Raw genomic sequence first — 23,263 nt, 5'->3', positions numbered from 1 at the left:
CCGCTCGCCGGGGCCGCCGGGGTCCTCCTCCTGTGCGCCTCGGTCGCCCTCGCCCTCACGATCGGCCCGGCCGACATCCGCGTCCCGGACGCCTGGTCCGTGGTCGCCTCCCATCTGGGCGGAAGCCCGTCCGGCCTGAGCCCGATCCGGGACGGCATCGTCTGGGAGCTGCGGCTGCCCCGTACCCTCCTCGCGGCCGTGTGCGGTGCCGGGCTGGCGGTGTGCGGCGCGGTGATGCAGTCGCTGCTGCGCAATCCGCTGGCCGACCCGTTCGTCCTCGGGGTGTCCTCGGGCGCATCGGCCGGCGCGGTCGCGGTCGTGGTCCTCGGCGTGGGCGGGGGTCTGGTCTCCGTCACCGGAGGCGCCTTCCTGGGCGCGCTCTGTTCCTTCGCCCTGGTCCTGCTGCTCAGTCACACGCTGGGGGGTTCGACAGACCGTGTCGTCCTGGCGGGGGTCGCGGCGATGCAGCTCTTCTCCGCGCTGACCTCGTTCGTGGTGATGACCGCCGCCGACGCCGAGACCACCCGGGGCGTCCTGTTCTGGCTGCTCGGCTCGCTCAGCGGCGCCGACTGGTCCGACGTCGGGGTGTGCGCGGCCGTCCTCGCCGGCGCGCTGCTGGTCTGCGGCGGACACGCCCGGACCCTGGACGCCTTCGCGTTCGGCGAGGACGCGGCGGCGGCGCTCGGCGTGCCGGTGGCGCGGACCCGGCTGGTCCTCCTCTCGGTCACCGCCCTGCTGACCGCGGTCCTGGTCTCGGCCGCCGGCGCGATCGGCTTCGTCGGCCTGGTCCTGCCGCACGCGGTCCGTGCCCTCGTCGGCCCGGGGCACGCCCGGCTGCTGCCGCTGACCGCCCTGGCCGGGGCGGTCTTCCTCGTCTGGACCGACACCCTGGCCCGTACGGTCCTCGACCCGCAGGAAGTGCCGGTCGGCGTGGTGACATCGCTCATCGGTGTCCCCGCGTTCGTCCTCGTCCTGTACCGCACGAGGAGGACGCGATGACCGGCACACCGCCCGTACCCGACGGCGGTACGGGGCTCCGCGCCGCACACGTCTCCCGTACGGCGGGCGGCGCGCTCGTCCTGGACGGCGTGACGCTCGCACCGCGCCCCGGCACGCTCACCGGTCTGCTGGGCCCGAACGGTTCGGGGAAGTCCACCCTCCTGCGCGTCCTCTCCGGCGTCCTCGCGCCGGACGCCGGGGTGGTGACCCTGGACGGCGACCCGCTGGGCTCCGTACCGCGCCGCGCGCTCGCCCGGCGCGTCGCCGTCGTCGAGCAGCACGCCGGCACCCAGGTCGATCTGACGGTGGCCGACGCCGTACGCCTCGGCCGCATCCCGCACCGCCGGGCATGGTCGCCGACGACGGCCGCGGACGAGGAGGCCGTACGGTCCGCCCTCGTCCGCACCGGACTGGCCGACCGGGCCCACCGCACCTGGCGCACCCTCTCCGGCGGCGAACGCCAGCGCGTCCAGATCGCCCGCGCCCTCGCCCAGGAACCGCGCGAACTCCTCCTGGACGAACCGACGAACCACCTCGACATCCAGCACCAGCTCGACCTCATGACCCTGGTCTCGGGCCTCCGCCTCACCTGCGTCATGGCCCTGCACGACCTCAACCTCGCGGCGATGTACTGCGACCACGTCGTGGTCCTGCGCGAAGGCCGGGTGGCGGCCGCGGGCCCGGTGGACGAGGTCCTCACCGAAGAACTCCTCGCGGACGTCTACGGCGTCCGCGCCCACATCACCCGCCCCACCGGGACCGACCGCCCCCACATCCGTTTCCTCGGCCCCGCCGACCTGCCTCATGGAGCCGCGCGCCGGCTTTGCTGAGACAGGACGCGCCTGACGGCGGCTTCCGCCGGCCCGGGTCACGACGGCAGGATGCGGGTCAGTGACGCGACCCGGGACAGCCGCACCGTGCCCAGCACGATGAGGACGAGGCCCGCCCCCATCGGCAGCAGCCACCAGCCGTCGCCGATCTCCTCCTTGTAGAGCACGACACCGAGGAGGAGGCTGACGAGGGCGTCTCCGAGTGTCAGCGCGGGCTGGGAGGCCGTGATGGGGCCCGCTTGCAGGGCGTTCTCCAGCAGGACGATCGCCAGGACGCCGCACAGGACGAATCCGTAGGTCTGCCAGACGGTCAGGAAGGCGACCGCCCCGTGGTCGGCGAAGGTGCGGGCCGCCGATTTCATGAGGGCCGCGGTGAGCGCGTTCGCCACGGCCGAGCCCGTACCCAGGCAGGCGGCCCGGCCCGCGCCGGGCGGGAGGCGGCGGGCGACGGCCACCAGGCCCGCGATCAGACCGAGGCCCAGGACGATCGCGGGGACCCACAGCGCCATCGGAGCCTGGGCGTTCCCACCGTGCGGATGAGCGGCGACCAGGACCACCGCCAGTCCGACGACGATGTACCCGATCGCCCGCCAGTCCGCCGTCGGCAGGCGCCGCCGGAGCACGTACGAGCCGATCATCAGGGCGAACGGCAGCTCCAGGATGAAGACCGGCTGGACCAGGGCGAGCGGGCCGGTGGCCAGGGCGAGCGCCTGGAACGCCGCCGCTCCCGCGACGGCCCCGATGCCGGCCACCCACACCGGCTGCCGCGCCAGGTCGGCGAACAGGCGGGGCTTGAGGGCGTGGCTCGCGGGGACGTTGAGCGCGGCCTTGCGCTGGAGCACGGTGCCGACGGCGTTGCTCATCGCGCCGAGGAGGGCGGCCAGGACGCTCAGCACGAGCACGGGCGGTCACCTCCGCGGACGCCTCGGGCCGGGGCCGGCCCACCCGCCCCGGGTCCGGGGGCACGGTGGGACTACATGCTCACATCCGGTACGCGCCCCCGCACGGGACACTGGTCCGCACGGGTGCTTCACCGGCGGCGCCGGGCCGGCCGACGGCCATACGGGCGCCCGCCGGCCGAGGCCGCCCCGCCGCCTGGTCCGTACCGCCGTCCCGTCGCCTGGTCCGTACCGCCCGTCGGCGTACGACACACCCCCCGCCCCGAGCCTGATCGCCAACACGCCGCATTCGCAGGCGAGTTGAGGACACCCGCGGAATCTGCCGCTCCAAAGCGACATGTCGCCGTTGCGACATGTCCCATCCGCGCCACCCGGATCGAGTGACATCCCGCCTCCAGTCGGCCGATTCTTTCCAGCGCGTCACCAGCACAGCCGGCACGACCAGCACCACCAGCAGGAACCGCTCGACCAGCTCCACCAGCACACGCCCCTGAGCAAGGAAGGCAGTACTGATGAGACGGATCCGCCTCTGGGCGGCGATATCCGCGGGATTCGCGCTGGCCGTGGGTGCCGTGGCACCCCTGCCCGCCGGCGCGAGCGGCCCCTCCCCGGACGCCCGCGCGAACCCGCCCGCCGACAACTCGACGACGGTGCGGCTGATCACCGGCGACCGCGTGACCGTCACCCCGGCCGGGGGCGGGCGGCAGACCGCCTCCGTCACTCCGGGGGACGGGCGCCGGGGCGTCGTCTTCCGGACGTACGAACAGGACGGCCATGTGACGGTGCTCCCGTCCGACGCGGGCGCCCTGGTGTCGACCGGACGCCTGGACCGCCGGCTCTTCGACGTGACGGCGCTCATCGCCCAGAAGTACGACACGGCGCACACGGACGCCCTGCCGCTCATCGTGGAGTCCGGCGGGCGGGCGACGCCGTCGGCGCTCCAGGGACTGGCCGCCGAGGGCACGTCCGTCCGCGGGCTCGACAGCATCGGCGCGCGGGCGGTGCGGGTGGACGAGGCGGACCTCGGCCGGTTCTGGAAGCAACTGCTGCCCGTCGGCGGCCAGTTGAAGAAGGCCGACGTCGCCGCCACGCCCCGGGTGTGGCTGGACCAGCGGATCCGCGCGTCCCTCGACCGCAGCACGGCCCAGATCGGCGCCCCGGCCGTCTGGCAGACCGGTTCCCAGGGCGACGGGGTCAAGGTCGCCGTCCTGGACACCGGCGCGGACGGGAACCACCCCGACCTGGCGGGCCGGATCGTCGAGGCCAAGGACTTCTCCGGCAGTTCCGGCACCGGCGACGTCTACGGGCACGGCACCCATGTCGCCTCCATCGTCGGCGGCAGCGGTGCCGCGTCCGGGGGCAGCCGCAAGGGCGTCGCGCCCGGGGCGCGGCTGCTGGTCGGGAAGGTCCTCGGCGACGACGGCTACGGCAGCGAGTCGTCGGCGATCGCCGGCATGGAGTGGGCCGCGGCGCAGGGCGCCAAGGTCGTCAACATGAGCCTCGGAAGCGAAGGTTCCTCCGACGGCACCGATCCCATGAGCCAGGCGCTGAACGAGATCAGCCGCAGCACCGGCACCCTGTTCGTCGTGGCGGCCGGCAACGCGGGCGAGCAGGGCGCCGGCACCGTCGGCTCCCCCGGTGCGGCGGACGCCGCGCTGACGGTCGGCGCCGTCGACCGGAAGGACGCGCTCGCCTCGTTCTCCAGCCGTGGTCCGCGCTACGGGGACGACGCCGTCAAGCCGGACGTGACGGCGCCGGGCGTCGACATCGTGGCGGCCCGCGCGGCCGGGACCACCATGGGCACCCCGGTGGACGCGGACTACGTCGCCGCCTCCGGTACGTCCATGGCGACCCCGCACGTGGCGGGCGCCGCCGCGCTGCTCGCCCAGCGCCACCCCGACTGGGACGGCGCCCGGCTCAAGGACGCGCTGGTCAGCACCGCCGTCACGGTCCCCGGCCAGAAGGTGACGGAGGAGGGCGGCGGCCGGATCGACGTCCGCGCCGCGGCCCTGGGGCCGGTCACCGCCACGGGCACCCTCGCCCTCGGCCCGTTCGAGTCCGACGCCACCACCGCCACGGACGCCACCGCGTCCCGGATCCGGTACGCCAACTCGTCCGACCAGGACGTCACGCTCGCGCTCTCCGTCAAGCTGGCCACGGACGGCGGCCGGGCACCCGCCGAGGGTTCGGTGCGGCTCGGCGCCGAGTCGGTGCGCGTGCCGGCCGGAGCGACGGTGGAGGTCCCGCTGACCGTCGATCCGTCGCGGGCCGGACGGGGCAAGTACTACGGCTACGTCACCGCCGCGTCCGCCGACGGGCGAACCACCGTGCACACCACCCTCGGTCTCGTCGTCCGCGGGCCCACGCACCGGCTCACCGTGAAGATGTACGACAAGGACGGCAAGCCCGCCGACGGCTACCCGAGCATCTGGGGCCCCGACGGCTTCGCCGGCTACACCAACCCCTCGTCCGTCGAGACCGAGGTCGAGGAAGGCGTCTACCAGCTGGAGAACGGCTGGATCGACAACTCGGACGACGGCCAGGAGCTGCGCCAGGTCGTCCTGCCGGAAGTGAAGGTCACCAAGGACACGACCGTCACCCTGGACGCCCGTACCACCGTCCCGGTGGAGATCCGCACGCCCCGGCCCGCGGAGCAGCGCGGCATCCTGAGCTTCCAGACCCACCGGGAGCTCGACGGCCGCGAGATGACGCAGGGCACGATGTACTTCGACATCGCCAAGCGGCTGTACGTGAGCCCGACCGCCAAGGTCACCGAGGGCTCCTTCGAGTTCTCCTCCCGCTGGCAGCTCGTCGCCCCGATGCTGCGGGCTCGGGTGCCGGGCCCCGATCTCGACCTGAACCCCTTCTACATGCCGCGGTCGCCGTTCTTCCCCGACCGGGGGGCCACCCTGACCGCGGTCGACGCCGGTGACGCCTCGGCTCCCGACTTCCGGCACGCCCGCGGCCGGCTCGCCGTCGTGGACAACCCGGAGGGGGCGAGCGAGGACGAGCTCGTCGAGCGGGCCGCCGCCGCCGGCGTCCGCGCCGTGGTCCTCGTCCACCCGGACCCGTCCGGCTGGACCCGCTGGACCCCGCAGGGCGAGCGTCTGGCCCTGCCCACGATCCGCATCGGCGCGGGCCCGGGAGCGCGACTGCTCGCCCGGATGAGCAAGGGCTCGACCCCCGTGACGTTCTCGGGCGCGCCCCGCAGCCCCTACATGTACGACGTGATGCAGGTGTCCTCGGGGCAGATCCCCTCGCGCGTCGTCCACACCGTCTCCGACCGCAACAGCGCGGTGATCAAGAGCACGTACGCGGACAACGGCGGTACGGGCCAGGGCTGGGCGGCCGAGCAGCGCTTCGGCTGGCGGCCGTACTTCAAGACGGCCTGGCTCCAGTACACCCGGCTCGTGCCGCTCGGAGCCGCCCGGACCGAGTACGTCAGCTCCGGCGACACCACCTGGCAGCACCTGGTGCACTACCGGCCGACGTTCGACATGGACGGCACGCTCGGCCTCGGCATGCGGGACAGGCCGCGGACCTACCGGCCCGGCACGCAGCCGGCGGAGACCTGGGCGGGAGCGGTCGTCCGGCCGTCCATCCCGGCCGGCACCGCCACCCCGACCGTGCGCGACGGGAACGTGCTGCGGCTGCGGATCCCCGAGTTCACGGACTCCCAGGCCGGGCACTGGGCCTGGGCCTCCGTGGAGGGCGACATCGGGGCCGGGAGCACCTCCCGGGAGTGGGCCGGCGACTCGGTGAGCGCCGTCCTGTACCGCGACGGCAAGAAGCTCGGCGATCTGCGCGACGCCTGGCGGGACGTGGAGGTCGGGCCCGAACGGGCCGCCTACCGGCTGGACATGGCCACCGCCCGCGACGCGGAGGAGTGGCGGACCGGTACGGCCACCACGACCTCCTGGTCCTTCGCGTCGGGCCGGACGGACGCCGCCGCGCCGCTGCCGCTGCCGCTGCTCCAGCTCGACTACGACGTCCCCGTCGACGCCCGCAACACCCTGCGCGGCGCGGGCACGCACACCCTCGGTCTCCGGGTCCGCGCCCAGGACGGACTGCCCGCGCCGCGCGGCGTGACCGTCCGGGTCGAGACGTCCTTCGACGACGGGCGCACCTGGTCCGCGGCGAAGACGACCGGCCTCGGCCCCGACTCCTTCCGGGCCAAGGTCGACAGCCGGCCGGCGAAGGGTGCCTGGGTGACGCTGCGCGTCACGGCCTCCGACGCCGACGGGAACGCCGTCCGCCAGACCGTGCGGCGCGCCTACGCACTGCGCTGACCAGCGCTCCCGCGGGGGATGGGCGGCTTGGCCGTTCATCCCCCGTACTCCTGTGTGTAGTACGGTACTCAGCCGTTCGAAGCGCGGGGTGCGAGGGGGCATTCGTGGTACTGGAGCTCGCCGGCCTGTCCGCTGACGAGGAGGCGGTCTACGCACTGCTCGTGGCGTCCGGGCGGGCGGGCGCGACGGACCTCGCCCGGCAATGCGGCCTCACGGACGCGCGGACCCGGCACGCCCTGGACGCGCTCGCCGCGAAGAGCCTCGTCAACCCGTCGGACGGTCCGCCCCGGCTCTACCAGGCGGCTCCCCCGGACGTGGCGCTGCTGCCCCGGCTGAAACGGAGCGCCGACGCGCTCGACCTGGCTCAGCGCGAGGCGGCCCGGCTGATCGACACGTACCGCGACACGATGCGCCGGCACGACGCCGGCCAGCTGCTGGAAGTGGTCACCGGGGCGGAGGCGCTGCGCCAGAACCTCCGGCGGCTCCAGAACTGCGCGCGGGACGAGATGCTCTGGTTCTGCAAGGCCCAGTACGTGGCGATGCCGTCGGGCAGCAACACCGAGGAATACGAGGCACTGGCCCGCGGGGTCCGCTACCGCGTGGTGTACGAACAGGCGTTCTTCGACGACGAAGGGGCCGTCGACAACGTGGTGGCGGGCGTACGGGCCGGTGAGAACGCCCGCGCCGCGCCCCGTCTGCCGCTGCGCCTCGCCATCGCGGACCGTAGCGTCGCCATCTTCCCGCTGGTCGCCGGCGGCCCGCACGGCAGCCCGGAGGAACCCACCACGGCGCTGGTCAGGGACAGCAATCTGCTGGAGGCGCTGGTGGCGCTGTTCGACCGGTACTGGGAAAGCGCCGTCCCCTTGCGCCTCGACGACACCGGCGAGATCTCCGCCCTCGACGCGGCCGGGGCACCCGGCGGACTGGCGCCCACCGACAGCACATTGCTGTCCCTGCTGGTGGCGGGGGTCGCCGACAAGGCGATCGCGTCCCAGATGCAGCTGAGCCGCCGGACCGTGCAGCGCCGCATCCAGAGCATGATGGAACGTGCCGGGGCGGCGACCCGTATGCAGCTCGCCTGGCAGGCGGCGCGCCGCGGATGGCTGTGAGCCGAGCCGTGTGACCGGGGCCGAGGCCCCCCGCCCGGAACCCCGCCTTCGCGGCCCCCTCATGACTTTGCCTTCTCTTTACAACCGGGGCCGGTGCTCCGTCGTCTCTCCCGCCGATTCCACACGCGAAGCCGCCCGTCGCCCTCTCACCGGGGACGGACGGCCTGTCAAGGGGAGACTCCACATGCGCATACGCGCTTCCATGGCCGCGTTCGTCTGCGCCGCGGCACTGGCCGCGGCCGCGGCGGGCACCGGCACCGCGATGGCCGACAGCAGGGGCTCCGGCCCGGCGGTCTCGACGGCGGCCCCCGCTCCGGTGGCCGAGAGCGGCGGTTCGGACGCCAAGGCGCCCACCGCGGCCCCCGCTCCGGCGGTCAAGCGCGGGGGTTCCGGCACCGCGGCACCGACCCTGCGGCCGGCTCCCGCGCCGGCCGTGACAAGGGCGGGCTCGGGCACGACGACGCCGACCGCGACCCCCGCTCCGGCGGGCAAGACCCCGGGGCAGGTCCGGGTCGTCCCCTCGGGAGCCCCGGACACCGGCGTACCGCCGATGGCGTCGGCCGGCGACTCCGACACGGCCCCGGTCTCGACCGCGGCCGTGACCGGCGCGGCGCTCGGCGCGACCGCGCTGCTGGTGGGCGCCGGCACCCTGGTGCTCCGCCGCAGGCACCAGGGCCAGGGCTGACCGGTGCGGGCGCCATGGACCGCCACGCTGGTGGCGACGCTGACCGCGGTCACACTGACGGCCGGCTGTGAGCGGGTTCCGGCGCCGGAGGCGTCCGGAACCGCCGTGGCGCCCGCCGCCCCCGCCTCGCCCGCCGGAGAGCGGGCCGTACCGGATCCGGCCACACGGTCGGGGCCGGTACGCCTGGAGATCCCGGACATCGGGGTGGACACCCCGGTGATGTCCCTGGGTCTCGCCGCCGACGGGACCGTCCAGGTCCCGCCGGTCCAGGCGGACGACCCGGCCGGGTGGTACCGCGACTCCCCCGTCCCGGGACGCGTGGGCCCCTCCGTCCTGCTCGGTCATGTGACCGTCGGGCGCTACGGGGACGGCGTGTTCCGGAACTTGTCCCGGCTCCGGCCGGGGGCGCGGATCGTCGTCGCCCTGCGGGGCGGCACCTCGGCCGTCTTCACCGTGGACAAGGTGAAGGAGGTCGCCAAGGAGCGGTTCCCGACCGGGGAGGTCTACGGGGATGTCGACCGCCCGGAGTTGCGCCTGATCACCTGCGGCGGCACGCGGACCGACCACGGCTATCTGGGCAACGTGGTGGTCTTCGCGTCCCTCTCCGGCACCTCCGGCGCCCCGCGCTGAACCCCGTCACCCGCGCCGACTTCGAGAACTCTGGGGAGAGTTGAGCCGATCCAAGGACCGAGCAGCGTCCGCGCTGTTCGCCGACCTCTATCCCGGTCTCGCCGGGTGGTGCCGTCGTCTGGTCGACGACGACGGCACCGCCTGCGAGATCGCGTCCGAGGCGTTCACGCGCCTGTGGTCCCGCTGGACCAGCGTCGACGAGCCCCGCGGGTTCCTCTACGTGACGGCCGCCAACCTGGTACGCGACCACTGGCGCAAGCTGGAACGCGAACGCCGGGCGATGCGGCATGTCGCCACGGAGGCGTCCCTGGCCGCCCGGGACCCGGGGGCCGAGTCGTCGGTCCCGGTGCGGCTGCTGGTGCAGTCGCTGCCCGAACGCCTGCGGATCCCGGTTCTCCTGTACTACTACGCTGACTTGCCGGTCCGGGAGGTCGCCCTGCTCACGGGGCGAAGAGAAGGAACGGTCAAATCTGACCTGCACGCGGCCCGAGAACTCCTGCGCGCCAGACTCGGAGGACTTGTTGATCACGCCCATTGAGCCGTGGGACGGGGACGAGAGCCACGACGAGGAGCTGAAGGCCCTGCTGCGCCCGCCGCTCGTCGTGCTGACCCCGCCGCCCGGGACCTTCGCACATGTCCGCCGCCGCGCGGCATGGCGCCGCCGGCGCGCGGCGGCCGCGGGAGGCGCCGCCGTGGCCGTCACCGCCGCCGTCGCCGTCGCCGTGCTGTGGCCCTCGGCGGAGTCGGTCCGCCCGGCCCCCGTGATGCCGCTGGCCCCGGCCCCTTCCAGCACCGCTCCCCCCTCACCCCCGCCCCGCACGCCGGGCACGCCCCGGCCGTCCCCGGTGCCCCCTTCCCTCACCCCGACCCCGTCGGCGGCCGACGTCACCAGGTCCGGAAGGACCGCCAGAGACGGGGCGGACGGTACGAACGGTGCGAACGGCAGGAGAAGCGCCCCGGAGGCCACGCCTCGATCACCACGGTCCACACCCGACCCCGGCGTCGCGGGCCTCAGGGCTCGATCAGCCCGGTCCTGATGGCGTACCGGGTCAGCTCGACCCGGTCGCGCATGCCGAGCTTCTGCAGCACGTTCGCCCGATGGCGGTCGACGGTCTTCGCGCTGATGAACAGGAGCTCGGCGATCTCCTTGGTGGAGCGGCCCTCGGCGACGAGTTTGACGATCTCCTCCTCGCGCTCGGTGATCGGCTTGCGCGGCGGTGCCTCCCCGCGGCGGACCCGCTCCACGTAGTGCCGGATCAGCGCGGTTTCCGTACCGGGATAGAGGAACGGCTCGTCGCGCATCGCCGCGCGGCACGCGTCCACCAGATCCCGGTCGGCCACCGACTTCAGGACGTATCCGCAGGCCCCGAGCTTCAGTGCCTCGAAGAAGTACTGCTCGCTGTCGTGCATCGTCAGGAAGAGGATCTTCAGGCCCGGCCGCTGCCGGGTCAGGGCGCGGGCGGCCTGGAGGCCCGTCATCCGCGGCATCGTGATGTCGAGGACGGCGAGATCGGCGTCGACGGTGCGGGCCAGCTCGATCGCGTGGGCGCCGTCGTCGGCCTCGCCCACCACGGCCAGGTCCGGCTCCGACTCGAGGACGAGACGTACGCCGCGCCGTACGAGGGTGTGGTCGTCGGCCAGCAGGATGCGTACGGGCGGGTTCACGCGGCTCCCTCGGTCGGCAGCGGCACCCGCAGACGTAGGGTCGTGCCCTCGGCGTCGTCGGACGTGAGGGTGAGCGCCGCGCCGAGGCGGAGAGCGCGTTCGCGCATGCCCTGGATCCCGGCTCCCTCCTCCGTACCGCGCAGACCGCGGCCGTCGTCACCGACCACCAGCTCCACGATGCGAGGCTCGACGGACCGCAGCGCGAGGTCGATCCTGCTCGCGCCCGCGTGCCGGGCGGCGTTGGTCATCGCTTCCTGGGCCACGCGGTAGAGCACGAGTTCGGTCTCCGCGCCGAGCGAGGGCAGCGAGCCGTCCAGCCGGTGGCTCACGGTGACGCCCGGCGTGGAGAACTCCGTCGTGAGCGCCCTCAGCGCGCTGAGCAGACCGAGGTCCTCCAGGACCCCCGGCCGGAGCCTGCGGGCGATACGCCGTACCTCGTCCAGACTGTCGCGCACGGTCTCCTGCGCGGTGACGACGTCCTCGCGCAGCGGGGCCGGCGCGCGGTCGGCGAGGGTCTTGAACTGCAGGATGACGGCGGTGAGGGTCTGGCCGACCTCGTCGTGCAGCTCGCGGGCGACGCGCCGGCGCTCGGCCTCCTGCGCCGACAGCGCACGGCCGCTGCTCGCCGCCCGCTCCGCCTCCAGCCGTTCGAGCATGACGTTGAAGGTCTCCGTGAGCTCCGCCAGTTCGCCGTGTCCGGTGACGCGGGCGCGCTGTCCCGGCTTCGACAAATTCGCCTCGGCCATCGCCTTGGTCAGCCGCCGCAGCGGAGCGAGACCGGCGCGGAACAGCAGGGCGTTGGCCACGAGCAGCGCGACCAGGCCGCCGCACAGCACGAGCGCCTCGCGGGGCAGGACCGGGCTGGACACCGTCACCCACGGTCCCATCAGCAGTCCGGTCGCGAGGACGAGGACGACGGCGTTCAACAGGAACATCCGCCAGAAGAGCGGCACGCCCCTTATCCTCCTCGCGCTGGCTGGTTCCTTCGGTGCGGCTGTGGCCGCCCTCGGTCGGAAACACCACCGTCGGAGCAAGCCTCGTCGACCGCGATCGACGCTTCCATACATGCTGCCACCCATCTTTCACCCCGGCACCCGTCGCCGAACTGGGCTTTTCCCGCACGAAAAAGGCATAAGGACACCCGCCCGCGGAGAACCCGTTCGTATGATCGATTACTCCTGGCCGGCCCGCTGACCGCCCTGAGAGCGAGATCCGCGGGTCGATTCCGGCCATCACGAAACACGGGGGTGTGGACGATGTCGTTCGAGGACGAGTGGGCCGCGGCGAAGGCGGCCGTCGCGATGAGGCTGAACCAGGCCGACAGTACGGGTGGCTCCACGCCGGCCAAGGGTTCGGCGGACTACGTGGTCGAGGACGACGACCTCGGTGACATCGGCCACGCCGCGTACGGGTTGTTCAACGGGCTCCAGTCCGGCGGAAAGCACGCCGGCGCGGCCAGCGAGACCGCGGCCGGCAGCCTGAAGGGCGACGGCTTCGACGCCGGCGCCGCCCTCGGCGAGGTGAACAAGACCTGGGAGACCCAGGTCAAGACCCTCCTTCAGGCATGCGCGCACATCTCCAACCACCTGAACTACACGAAGAAGTCCGCGAAGGCCGACGACGACTGGATCGGCGCGCAGCTGCGCATCATCGGCCCGGTCGCCCCCGGTGCCGAGGGCGCCGTGCCCGCGTCCCGGATCAGCCAGCTCTTCCGCTAAGGAGCCACCGTGCCCACGTTCGAACAGCTCCTGAACGCCAAGCTGGGTCCGGCGGAGACCGCGGTCACCCAGTGGACCGAGATGATCACCAAGCTGACCGCCCTCAGGACCGAGGCGTCGGCGATGAAGACGAAGGCGGACAAGTCGACCTGGCGGGGCGAGAACGCCACGGTGACCAAGGAATTCGTCGCCAAGACGACGAAGGAGTTCGGCGACGCCGTCACCGAGGCCGAGTCCGTCCGCGACCTGCTCCAGGACGCGTACACCCTGATCAAGTCCGCGCAGGGCGACCTCAAGGCGACGTACGAGAACCCTCCGCCGGGCATCACCATCTACCCCGACGGCGTGCTCAGTCACCGGGTCCACCCGGACCGCCGCTCGGCCGACAGCACCGAACCGATCGCCACCGAGGCGCAGTTCGACGCGCTGCGCGGCAAGATCGAGGGCATCCTCAAGCGGGCCGCCGAGGCGGACGAACTGTGCGCCTGGGGTCTGCGCGCGCTGATCGAGAACCACCCGAACGACTTCGGCAGCACCGACCTCGGGGGCGTCGCCGACGCGAAGAAGCTGCGCGAGGAGGAGCGGCAGCAGGCGGAGAACGGCCGTGAGGCGGCCAAGCTCTACGGCCGCTGGGAGCACCTCGACGACCAGGAGCGCGAGCGGCTTCTGAAGCTGGTCGAGGAGGGCCAGGACTCGCCGGCGTTCTCCGCCGAGCTGATGACGCACCTGGACTACAACGGCCGCAAGGAACAGGAGGCCGTACTCCTCCTGGCCTCCAGTCTGGAACACGGCGGGCGCGACGGTCAGTTGTCCGCGACCGACGCCCGCCTCTACAAGGCACTGTCCGGCAGCCTCGCCACCGCCACCGGCCCCGACTCCCCCATCGGCTCCCCCAGCGGCGTCCCCTCCGCCTGGACCGACCGCCTCCTCACCGTGGCCCGCGACGGCAACGGACTGCCGGACCGGCACCCGGGGAAGCTGGGCGGCGGGGCGGCGGGGCTGAGCGCGCTGACCAAGCTGATGGCCGCGGACTTCGACAGCGACGAGGTCTACGACCCGAACAAGGACCCCAAGGAGAAGTCCTCGCCCTGGAAGAAGGACGAGGGCGACCCGGTGTACAGCGAGGCCTTCCTCACGGAGGTCGCCGACACCATCCGCGACTGGGAGTCGGGCAACGACAAGGCCTACGACGGCCCCATGAAGAACTGGCAGGGCACGCAGGAGGACCCGATGAAGGGCCTGCTGAACGCCATGAGCCGCAACCCTTCCGCCTCCACCCACTACTTCGACCCGAACACCACCGACAACCTGAAGTACTTCCTGGACGACCGGAAGTGGCCCGGCGGCGACGTCGAGAGCAAGATGCCGACCGAGACCCAGTACACCTCGGCCCGGGCCGAGTTCGGGCTCGCGCTCGAGGCCGCCGCCACCGGCCGCGTCCCCGGCTCCCCCCTGCACCCGGTGCCCGCTCACCACGACGGCGCCGAGACCGCGATCTTCGAGCGGATGATGGGCGAGTACACGAAGGAACTCAGGACGGACCCGAGCGCCGTGCCCGTCTCCATGCGGCTGCCGATGGCCGACATGATCGCCGACTACGGCTCCGACGTACACCAGATCCTCGGCAAGAAGATGGACGGGCCCACCGACTTCAACCAGCTGGAGATCGACCGGGGCGACCTCACCCGGATCATCCGCTCCACGGCCGAGGACCCGAACGCCTTCAAGGCCATCCACGGTTCGCAGTCCGTGGTCATGGGCGAGGGACTCGCGCGCTTCCCGGAGGAGTCCTTCCGCAAGGAGGACCCGGAGCTGCGGGCCTGGGTCAAGCAGTCCGCGTCGGTGTTCGGCCACCTCGACGGCGTACGCGGCGACGTCATCTACGACCTGGGCCAGGCGGAGAAGGACGCCAACAACTGGAACAAGATGGTGAATTACCACGTCGTCGGCGGACTGCTGACTCCCATCCCGATCGTGGGCGACGGGGTCCAGCGGATCGTGGACTGGGGTCTGAGCGGCTCCGTGAACGACAGCAACGCCAAGGTCGACGCCGAGACCCGCGAGAACATGATCAAGCATTACGACCAGGGCCAGACGCAGATATACGAGACGCTGCGCAAGGCGGCGCTGGAACGCGGGCTCACGGAGGCCGAGCTGGACGCGAGCCCCGGCGAGTACGAGGACCACCTCCAGTCGATCACCGAGCAGTGGTACCAGAACGGCATGCAGGACGCGGACAAGTCGATGGGGCAGTGACCGATGGACAAGAAGTGGCTGCCGCTGACCGTCGTGCTCGGCGCCGCCGGGCTGGCCGTCCTGACGGTGAGCCTCTGGCCTGAGGAGGAGAAGCCGCCACTGCCGCGGACCCTGTGCCACGGCGCGCTCAGCCGGCAGACGGCGGAGCTGATCGACGACGGGAAGGGGGGCGAGGTCAGCGCGGAGGAGTGGGAGTCCAAGGGCCAGGGCGGCTTGACGGTGTTCAAGGGGTGCGGCGTGAAGCGCGCCGACCCCGGCAACGACTCCCCGCGAGGGATCTTCAACCTGATCGTCGAGGACTCCCGGAACGACCCCGGCCCCCGGAAGAACGCCGTCCCCCTCGGCCCCGGAGCCACCGGCTGGGCGATCCCCGAGGAAGCGAGCGCCACCCTGCCCGCCGGCTGCGCCGCCCGCATGGGCTCGACCGCCCCGTACATCATGGTGACGCTCATCGTCCCCGCCCAGGAGCCGGAGAAGAAGCTCGTCGACCGCGACACGGCGATCCGCAACAACACGGCCATCGTGCGGGAGGCGGCCACGAACCTCGCACGCATCGCGGGATGCGGGTGAACAAGCGCGTCGAGGTGTCCCGACGCATCATCAGGTAGGAATATCCGCGAGGTTGGAGTTACGCCATGACGACCGCACCGTGCCGCAGGTTCCCGGTCCGCCTTGACCGAAGTGCGAGGGCGAAGCAGTGAGCGAGGAGCCGGTCTTCGTCCGGAGCAAGTGGGGTACCAACCGGTACGTCTACAACGTCAACAACCCGGTCGGTCGCGCACTCATCGTCCTCGCGCTGCTCGTCGCGGGCGGCGTGCTGTTCGGTCTGCGCGCCGAGTCGACGTGGAGCGAGGGCGAACTCCGCGACGCCGTCCGCAAGGGCGTCGCGGACCTGGACGGCACACAGCACTACACCAGCCTGGACGACGACCACGGCTCCCTGATCGCGGAGGCGATCCGGAAGAGCGGCATCGGCCCCGGGCACGGCGTCGACACGGAGAAGGAAGAGAGCGGCGGGTACACCGTCAGCACCAAGGACACCGAGACGGCATACTGCGTCCGCGTCACGCTCACCCTGGACACGCGGCCCGACCCGCTCTTCCCCCAGGCCGAGAACCCGCCGCCCTCCGACCCGGACATGCCCGCCTTCTACCTCTCCACCGCGACCTCCACCGAGGGCCCCTGCCCCTGACGTGCCGCGCCGCGCCGCGCCGGGTGCTCCTGTCCCGGCATATTCACGTTGCCGGGATGATCCGGTGCGATGCATGATCGGCCCTCCAGGGGCGATGCCCTGGAGGGGTACGGCAGTCGGCTCACCGAACCGCACTCGCAGGGGACCCTCGGTATCGACGGCACCGTCGTCGTGAAGCGCGGCCGCCCGCGCCCGGGAAGCCGGCCCCGCACCCCACCGGAGCACAGGTGAAGCTGCCCGTCGTCATCCATCAGGCCCGCTTGGGAGCCACCGAGTTCCGCGTCATCCGGCCTGCCCGGCCCCTGCACCACGCGGCCCTCATCGACCACGACCGTTACGTGGGGGCCTACGTCGACCAGGACGCCGCCCGCGGCATCGCCGGACTGTGGATGCTCGCCGCGCGCTCGCCCTGCTCGCTGATTCACCTGCCCCTGCGAGCCCATCACCCGGAGGCCCCGGACGCCGTCGGCCTCCGCCTGGACCTCGTACTCCTGCACCATTCACTCCAGTTCGCCCCCTCCCGCTGGAAAGAGGTCCGCGGCCGCCTCGGCCCCGGCCGTCCCCAGACCGTGAGCCTGCCCGAGGCAGAGCACGCCGATCCTGCCGTGATCGACTACGAGGCCTGCCACTACCGGGAGAATCGCGACCTTTTTCACCAGCATCTCCATGCCGAGACGCTGTTCATGACCGGCAGCGCGAGGGTGTTCCGGGATACCGCGCGCCTCTTCCTCGAGGTCGCCCGCGAGGGCCCGGGCCACACCCTCGCGCACCCCGGCTACTCGCACTTCTGCACCTCGCTGCACGCGAACGCCGGCATCCTCGGCAACGCCCGCGAGATCCACATCGAGTACTCCACCCAGTGGAGCTCCCGAGCTACTGCCCCGTCACGCGCTCGCCTCGATTATCCGTTTATGGGTCGTTGATCGTTTATGCAGTGGTGTCCTCGACAGTCGAGACCGGTCCGCACAGGACGGACCACCCCACCCGAAAGGTCTCACGATGTCACCGAGAACGAACCGCTCGATCGCCACCCGCGCCGCCGCCGCCCTCCTGGCGGCCGCAGGGTTGCCGGCCGTCCATGGCACGGCCCACGCCACCACACCCGTCACCCCCGCCACGGCCTCCGACACCCTCGTCAACGGCGGCGCCCTGGCCTCCGGCGCGACCCTCTCCTCCGGCAACGCCCGCCTGGTCATGCAGCGGGACGGCGACCTCGCCCTCTATACCGTCGGCGCCAACGGCACCGACCAGCAGCTACGTTGGCACTCCGGGACCACCGGCGAGGGCAACAAGGCCGAGCTGCGCACCGACGGCAACCTCGTCGTCACCGCCCCGGACGGTGGCGCGCTCTGGCAGAGCCGGACCGGTGACAGGGACTGCCCGCACATGCCGTGGACGAAACTCGCCCTCCGTTCCGACGGCGTCATGAACATCCTGTCGGGGTCCGACAGCGAGGCCCCCTACCTCGTCCCGCTCTGGTCGTCGTCCTACGGCCTTCAGTTCCCCTGCGGCGTCTCCGGCCGGTGAACGCCCCCGCCTCGGGACTGAGATTCGCCCTGCTCGGCCCGGTGCGGGCCTGGTGCGACGGCGCCCCGGTCGACCTCGGACAGCCCCGCTCGCACGAAGTGCTCGCGGTGCTGCTGGCCGCGGCCGGGCGGGCGGTGTCGCTGCCGCTGCTCGTGGACGCCGTGTGGGACGAGGGTGACCGGCCGGCCCGTGCGGAGCACGCGGTCCGTACCCATGTGTGGCGGCTGCGCCGGGCCCTGGCCCGGCACACCACCGAGCCGGCACTCGTCACCGTCGGAGACGGCTACGCGCTGCGCGCCCCCGCCGGTGCCGTGGACCTCTGGGCCTTCGAACGCGCCCAGGCGCGGGCCGAGGAGATCCGGACCGCCGGCGGCACCGCCGAGCAGGCCCGGGACGTCCTCGCGGGGGCGCTGGACCTGTGGACGGGCGAGCCGCTGGCCGGGCTGCACGGGCCCCACGCCCGGAGCCTGCGCGTACACCTTCAGCGGGTACGGCGGTCCCTGCTGGAGGCCCGGCTCGGCCTCGACGCCGAACTGGGCGACCGGCCCGACCTCGCCGCTGAAGCGGGCGTCTGGGTCATGGAGTTCCCGGCCAGCGAGCCGCTGCGCGCGGTACAGATGCTGGCGCTGTTCCGCTCCGGCCGCCAGGCCGAGGCGCTGGGCGTCCTGGAGGACACCCGGCGCTATTTGGGCACCGCGCCCGGTGCCGAACTGACCGCGCTGCACCTGCGGATCCTGCGCTCCGATCCCGGCCTGCGGCGTCCCGACACCACCGGCCCCGGGCCCCGGACGCCGGGTTCCGGCGGCGCCTTCCCCTCCCCCGTCCCCGGCTTCACCGGGCGCGACGAGCAGCTCCGTGCGCTCACCGCGATGCTGACCAGGCCGGACGCCACGGCCGTCGTCGTCTCGGCGGTCAACGGCATGGCAGGCGTCGGGAAGACCGCGCTCGCCGTGCAGGCCGCCCAAGGGCTCGGCGGGGCCGCCTTCCCCGAGGGGCGTCTGTACGTGGATCTGCGCGGCGCCGACGCCGAACCCCTGGAGCCCCACCGCGTACTGGAGGGCTTCCTACGGGAGTTGGGTATCGCCGACGAGGACGTCCCCGAGGACGCCGACGAACGTGTCGCGCTCTACCGCACCCTGCTGGCCGACCGCCGGATGCTCCTGCTGCTGGACAACGCGGCCTCCAGCGAACAGCTCAGACCGCTGATCCCCGGGGCCGCCGACTGCGCCGTCCTGGTCACCAGCCGCGCATGGCTCCCCGGCCTGGCCGGGGCGCACCATCTGCGGCTGGACGTCATGCCGCCCGAGGAAGCCCTCGGCCTGCTGCGGCAGACCGTCGGCGATCGCGCCGTGGACGCCGAACCGGAGGCGGCCGTCGCGCTCGTGGCGGCCTGCGGACACCTGCCGCTCGCCCTGCGGATCGTCGCCTCCCGCCTGGCGGCCGAACCCGGCCGGCCGCTCTCGGACATGGTCCGGCGGCTCGCGGACGAACGCGGACGCCTCGACGAACTACGCACCGGCGACGCCGCGGTGGACGCCGCCTTCGAGCTCTCGTACACCACCCTCACTCCCGAACAGGCCGGCGCCTTCAGGCTGTTGTCCGTCCCGGAGATCCCCGATCTCGCCCTGCCGAGCGCGGCCGCCCTGCTGGGGATCGGTACCGACGAGGCCGAGGAGCTCCTGGAATCCCTTGTCGAACTCAATCTGCTGGAGTCGCACCACCTGGGCCGCTACCAGTTCCACGACCTCGTCCGTGCCTTCGCGCGGGTCCAGAGCGCCCGTCAGGACTCTCCCGGCACGACGACCCGGGCCCTCGCCGGCCTGCTGGACTTCTGCCTTGCCACCGCTCGCACCGCCGACGCGGTCGCGCACTCCGCCGAGCCGGACGAGCGTACGCTCATCGATATCGCACCGGCTTCCCCGGGGCTGTCCTTCGCCACCGCCCAGGAGGCCACCGACTGGATGCGCGAGGAGACCGCCCTGCAGGGGGCGTTGATCGCCCGTGCGTGTGTCGACGACGGCCTGCCGCTGCCCCAGGCCGCCGATCTCGTCGACCGGCTCAACACCGTGCTCTCCGGCATCACCCACCTCACGGCGGTGGCGGAACAGGCCCGGCACGTCGCCGAGGTCGCCGCCCGCCGGGGCGACCGGCCGTCCGAGGCCCTGGCCCGTTACGTCCGCGGCAACGCCCTGTGGCACGCCAACTCCTTCTCCGAGGCCGAAGCCGAACTCCACCGCAGCCTGGAACTGTGCGCCCCGGACGCCGACCTGCGGCTGCGGGCCTCGGCACACCTCACCCTGTGCGCCCACGCCCGGGTGCGCGGGCGCTTCGACGAGGCGATCGCCCACGGGGAGGAATCGGTGCGGTTCTTCCGGAGGCTGGGCGCGGCGACCGCCGAGGGCACCGCGCTGGGCGAACTGGCCTTCAACTACGCCCGGCAGGACAGGCTTTCCGAGGCCAGGGAGGCGGCCGAGCGCGGGGTGGAACTGCTCGGCGGCCGGGAATCGGTATCCAAGGCCATCGGCCTGTACTACCTGGCCCGGGTATTGCGCCTGTGCGGGGACCCGGACGAGGCCCTGCACCGGGCCGAGGCCGCCCTGCCCCTCTTCCGCGCCCTGAACGTCTCCTCCTTCGAGGCCGCGTCCGGCAACCTGATCGCCGAACTCCACGCCGAAGAGGAGCGGTACGCGCTCGCGGCACGGACCGCCGAGACGTTCCTTCCGCTGGCCCGCAAGGTCAGCGCGATGCTGGAGGGCGGACTGCTCCGGACGCTCGGCCGCAGCCTCGTCCACCTGGGGCAGCGGGCCCGCGCCGGCGCCTGTCTGAGGGCCGCCCTGGAACTCTTCGAGGGGCTGCGGGCCGAGCAGGACGTCGAGCAGATCCGCGGGCTGCTGAACGAGCAGGCGGCAGCGGCGTTTATCGACCGGTGAACACGGGGCGGCAGTCTCTGTGACGCAGCAAGAGCTGCCCCGCACACCGTCTCAGGAGGAACTTCCATGAAGCCCGTTCGTACCCTCGCCGCCCTCGGTCTGGGCACCCTGGCCACCGTGGCCGCCGTCGCCTCGCCCGCCGTCGCCCAGGAGGCCACGTCCGCGCGCACCACGGCCGGGCAGCACTGCGTGGCCGACACCGACAACGGCGCCATGTCCTGCTTCTCCAGCTACCGGGAGGCCATCGCGTTCGCGACCAAGGGCCGCGTCACCGACGCTCCCGAGGACACCCGGGTCGCCGCGCACGACAAGAAGCTCCAGGAGCGCCTCAGCGGTCCGCGCGGCGAACACGGCCTCAAGCTCACCAAGAACTCCGAGGCCGGCCTGCAGGCCACGTCCCGGGTCCTCGGCACCGTCTACAGCGACAAGGACTTCGGCGGCTCTTCGCTCAGCCTGCTGGGCAGCCTCGGCTGCGGCTTCCGCTACCCCGAGTTCGCCAACCTGTACGACGGCTGGAACGACTCGATCAGCTCCACCGCCTCCGGCCAGTGCGACGTCACCCTCTACCAGCACGCCAACTTCATCGGCTTCAGCCAGACCTTCCGGGGCAACGTCCCCTACGTCGGCGACGCCATGAACGACCAGGCCAGCTCGGTCAGCTTCGACCGCTGACCTATTCGCCTCATCCGGCCGGCGCGGCGCCCTCCCCACCGGCGCCGCGCCGGTATCCGGCGGGGCCCGGGGCTCCGGGCAGGACGCACCACGGGTGGGGCTGGGCTGGATCCGCTGTGGACGTGGGGTCGGCGGGAAGGCCGGTCGAGGTCAGTAGCCGAGGGCGGCTCCGTCGCCGCGGGGGTCCGCGCCTCCTTCGTAGAAGCCGTGGCGTTGGTCGACGCGGATCGCTTGGGCGTGACCCGTGTTGTCGTCCCAGCCGGTGACGGGCTGGACCGGCTGCCCGCGTCGCTTCAGTTCGCGGACGATCTCGTCGCCGATGCGGCCCTCCGAAGTCAGGTTGCGTGAGGGGGTTCCCCAGGTACGGCCCATCAGCCGGAGCGGGGCCTCGATCGCCTGCTGGACGTCGTAGCCGAAGTCGACCATCCGGGTCACCATCGCCACCTGTGACTGCGGCTGCCCTTCACCGCCCATCGCGCCGAACGCAAGGTGCGGTACACGGTCCTTGAGGAGCAGGGCCGGGGCCAGGGTGGTGGAGTCCGTGCGCTGGGTGGTGCGCTCGCGGACGAGACCAGCCTCCTTCAGACGCGGGAGCGCGAGGTCGAGGAGACGGCCGGCCCGGCCGTCCTCTGTGAGACGGTCGCGGAAGTCGGCCGGCACGCTGTGGTGGAAGCCAGGATCGTCCAGTTCCATGGCCAGCGCGTACTTGAAATCGATGCGGCAGCGAACCGCGTCGGCGGCCTGCCGGTCCGAGAGGCCGAGCAGGAGCTGGAGCACGCAGACGGTGGCCAGTTGGGCGGGCGGCAGACCCGGATGGCCGTCGCTCGGGTACCAGTCGGCGAAGTCCTCGTCACGCCACAGCCGGCCCGGGTGGTCCCTCACCCGCATCGCCGTCGTACCACCCGGGTTGCTCGCCTGCGTCTGCGCGGTCAGAGAAGGGACTTGCTCACCAGGACGGGCACGGAGCGACAATGGGCACTCGACAATTGCATCGGTCCTTGAACAGAGCCGAGTATGCCCGTTGATCACGCTGCCCCGCCGGGGATCCTCAGGATCCCGCTAGGGCGTGTATCGAAAGCACGGACAGGCCGGGCGGGGTGATGTCCCGGTCCGGCCCGTCCGCTCTCTGCTAAAGGTCGAGCTGATACTGGTGTGTCGTGTGCGTGGGTGTGCAGCCGAGACCGTCGTTGACCCGTCGCATGTGCGCGTTGCTGTCGGCGGTGTCGGTCAGGAGGTCACCGAGGTCCGGATAGTCCCTGTGGGCCTGTCGGATCGACTCGGCCTTCATCCATCGGCCGAGGCCGTGACCTCGGTGCTCGGGCAGCACCCCCGTGCCGTAGTGCTGGCCGTAACCTGTGCCGTTGCCGGGGATGACGAGTTCGGTGAAGGCGGCGTTCGAGCCGCAGAGTTGAGCTCGGCCGCCTCTTGACTGACCCCTGACCTGACGGCGAAACGCCGCGGCTTGCCGGGGCGTTTCCTCAGTTCAGCGCAAGCCGTCTGTGTCGTCGTGCTCTTCGCCGACTGGGAGTGGCCGACGGTCCTCCACCGGGTCATCGCTGTAGATGACCGCGGAGACCGCGCTGTCGTAGGCATCGTCGAGGCCGTTACCGCTTGCGCCGAGTATGTTCTCCCAGTCAATTCCCATACCTACGAGCCTACCCGTAGTGTTCGAGGAACCGAGCGATGTGGGCGTTGAGCTCGTCCGCCTGGGCAAAGATCGCAGCTTCCTCTCCTGGAAGGTGGGCGGCGCGGCCAGCCTTGTCATCGGGCTAGTGCCGCATCAGGCAACCTTCGCCTCTCGTGACGAGTCGCCCGGTCGCTGCGGTTGGCAGCTCCGGGCGATCAGAATGATCACGTGGCTG

21 protein-coding genes and 1 pseudogene are annotated in these 23,263 nt (G+C 72.4%); 16 read left to right on the top strand and 6 right to left on the bottom strand.

Annotation, left to right across the window (positions count from 1 at the left end):
• The first annotated feature begins 30 nt into the window (after positions 1-30).
• Both ABZ693_RS19670 and ABZ693_RS19665 read left to right on the top strand, forming a co-directional pair.
• The gene (locus ABZ693_RS19670) at positions 31-999 is read left to right on the top strand and encodes a FecCD family ABC transporter permease (protein WP_359878782.1); all 969 of its coding nucleotides are present in this window, start codon (positions 31-33) and stop codon (positions 997-999) included.
• Complete coding sequence (locus ABZ693_RS19665) at positions 996-1,829, top strand: ABC transporter ATP-binding protein (protein WP_359878667.1); 834 nt, start codon at positions 996-998, stop codon at positions 1,827-1,829. The genes ABZ693_RS19670 and ABZ693_RS19665 overlap by 4 nt, the downstream gene beginning before the upstream one ends.
• A gap of 38 nt (positions 1,830-1,867) precedes the next feature.
• Here ABZ693_RS19665 and ABZ693_RS19660 read toward each other — a convergent pair whose 3' ends face one another.
• On the bottom strand, positions 1,868-2,731 hold the full coding sequence (locus ABZ693_RS19660; RefSeq protein WP_359878664.1) for a DMT family transporter: 864 nt from the start codon (positions 2,729-2,731) through the stop codon (positions 1,868-1,870).
• Between the two features lie 509 nt (positions 2,732-3,240).
• Here ABZ693_RS19660 and ABZ693_RS19655 point away from each other — a divergent pair.
• The 5 genes from ABZ693_RS19655 (at position 3,241) to ABZ693_RS19635 (ending at position 9,979) form a co-directional block, all read left to right on the top strand.
• Entirely contained in the window at positions 3,241-7,017 is a 3,777-nt protein-coding gene (locus tag ABZ693_RS19655) for a S8 family serine peptidase (RefSeq protein WP_359878661.1), read from the top strand.
• A gap of 104 nt (positions 7,018-7,121) precedes the next feature.
• Positions 7,122-8,126 carry a helix-turn-helix domain-containing protein gene (locus tag ABZ693_RS19650; protein WP_359878658.1) on the top strand — a complete coding sequence of 335 codons (1,005 nt, stop codon included), beginning with the start codon at positions 7,122-7,124 and terminating at the stop codon, positions 8,124-8,126.
• Positions 8,127-8,310: 184 nt separating this feature from the next.
• Positions 8,311-8,811, top strand: coding sequence for a sortase-dependent protein (locus ABZ693_RS19645; RefSeq protein WP_359878655.1), 501 nt, complete (start codon positions 8,311-8,313; stop codon positions 8,809-8,811).
• Between the two features lie 3 nt (positions 8,812-8,814).
• A complete protein-coding gene (locus ABZ693_RS19640) occupies positions 8,815-9,441 on the top strand; it encodes a class F sortase (RefSeq protein WP_494485953.1) in 627 nt (208 codons plus the stop codon).
• A gap of 40 nt (positions 9,442-9,481) precedes the next feature.
• Positions 9,482-9,979, top strand: coding sequence for an RNA polymerase sigma factor (locus ABZ693_RS19635; protein WP_359878653.1), 498 nt, complete (start codon positions 9,482-9,484; stop codon positions 9,977-9,979).
• A gap of 473 nt (positions 9,980-10,452) precedes the next feature.
• Here the strand turns inward: ABZ693_RS19635 and ABZ693_RS19630 are convergent, their stop codons facing one another.
• Positions 10,453-11,106 (bottom strand): response regulator, encoded by a 654-nt coding sequence (locus ABZ693_RS19630; protein WP_359878650.1) that lies wholly within the window; start codon positions 11,104-11,106, stop codon positions 10,453-10,455.
• The gene (locus ABZ693_RS19625) at positions 11,103-12,059 is read right to left on the bottom strand and encodes a HAMP domain-containing sensor histidine kinase (RefSeq protein WP_359878647.1); all 957 of its coding nucleotides are present in this window, start codon (positions 12,057-12,059) and stop codon (positions 11,103-11,105) included. The genes ABZ693_RS19630 and ABZ693_RS19625 overlap by 4 nt, the downstream gene beginning before the upstream one ends.
• A 303-nt stretch (positions 12,060-12,362) precedes the next feature.
• On the opposite strand from ABZ693_RS19625, the gene ABZ693_RS19620 reads away from it, so the two are divergent.
• From ABZ693_RS19620 to ABZ693_RS19585, 8 genes are all read left to right on the top strand, one after another.
• Positions 12,363-12,824: a hypothetical protein gene (locus ABZ693_RS19620; RefSeq protein ID WP_359878644.1), complete on the top strand. Its 462-nt coding sequence runs from the start codon at positions 12,363-12,365 to the stop codon at positions 12,822-12,824.
• A gap of 9 nt (positions 12,825-12,833) precedes the next feature.
• On the top strand, positions 12,834-15,080 hold the full coding sequence (locus ABZ693_RS19615) for a DUF6571 family protein (protein ID WP_359878642.1): 2,247 nt from the start codon (positions 12,834-12,836) through the stop codon (positions 15,078-15,080).
• A 3-nt stretch (positions 15,081-15,083) separates the two neighbouring features.
• Positions 15,084-15,650 carry a hypothetical protein gene (locus ABZ693_RS19610; protein WP_359878639.1) on the top strand — a complete coding sequence of 189 codons (567 nt, stop codon included), beginning with the start codon at positions 15,084-15,086 and terminating at the stop codon, positions 15,648-15,650.
• Positions 15,651-15,777: 127 nt separating this feature from the next.
• Positions 15,778-16,272, top strand: a complete 495-nt coding sequence (locus tag ABZ693_RS19605) for a hypothetical protein (protein WP_359878637.1) — start codon at positions 15,778-15,780, stop codon at positions 16,270-16,272.
• A gap of 227 nt (positions 16,273-16,499) precedes the next feature.
• Positions 16,500-17,195, top strand: a complete 696-nt coding sequence (locus ABZ693_RS19600) for a hypothetical protein (protein ID WP_359878634.1) — start codon at positions 16,500-16,502, stop codon at positions 17,193-17,195.
• A gap of 76 nt (positions 17,196-17,271) precedes the next feature.
• Complete coding sequence (locus ABZ693_RS19595) at positions 17,272-17,799, top strand: hypothetical protein (protein ID WP_359878631.1); 528 nt, start codon at positions 17,272-17,274, stop codon at positions 17,797-17,799.
• A complete protein-coding gene (locus tag ABZ693_RS19590) occupies positions 17,796-20,729 on the top strand; it encodes an AfsR/SARP family transcriptional regulator (protein WP_359878628.1) in 2,934 nt (977 codons plus the stop codon). Before ABZ693_RS19595 ends, ABZ693_RS19590 begins: the two co-directional genes overlap by 4 nt.
• 66 nt (positions 20,730-20,795) lie before the next feature.
• A complete protein-coding gene (locus ABZ693_RS19585; RefSeq protein ID WP_359878624.1) occupies positions 20,796-21,401 on the top strand; it encodes a hypothetical protein in 606 nt (201 codons plus the stop codon).
• A 150-nt stretch (positions 21,402-21,551) separates the two neighbouring features.
• On the opposite strand, the gene ABZ693_RS19580 is transcribed toward ABZ693_RS19585, so the two are convergent.
• From ABZ693_RS19580 to ABZ693_RS19570, 3 genes and pseudogenes are all read right to left on the bottom strand, one after another.
• The gene (locus ABZ693_RS19580) at positions 21,552-22,289 is read right to left on the bottom strand and encodes a gamma-glutamyltransferase (protein WP_359878622.1); all 738 of its coding nucleotides are present in this window, start codon (positions 22,287-22,289) and stop codon (positions 21,552-21,554) included.
• Positions 22,290-22,530: 241 nt separating this feature from the next.
• Positions 22,531-22,803: pseudogene (locus tag ABZ693_RS19575) on the bottom strand (GNAT family N-acetyltransferase); the annotation flags it as partial.
• Positions 22,804-22,884: 81 nt separating this feature from the next.
• A complete protein-coding gene (locus ABZ693_RS19570; protein WP_167346444.1) occupies positions 22,885-23,046 on the bottom strand; it encodes a hypothetical protein in 162 nt (53 codons plus the stop codon).
• Positions 23,047-23,065: 19 nt separating this feature from the next.
• Between ABZ693_RS19570 and ABZ693_RS19565 the strand changes: the two genes are divergently transcribed.
• Positions 23,066-23,263 (top strand): hypothetical protein (locus tag ABZ693_RS19565; RefSeq protein WP_359878619.1); only part of this gene is annotated, 198 nt, incomplete at its 3' end.

This window comes from Streptomyces laurentii (genome assembly GCF_040635425.1).
Lineage (GTDB): Bacteria > Actinomycetota > Actinomycetes > Streptomycetales > Streptomycetaceae > Streptomyces > Streptomyces laurentii.
This window is presented reverse-complemented; position numbering and strand designations above follow the sequence as displayed.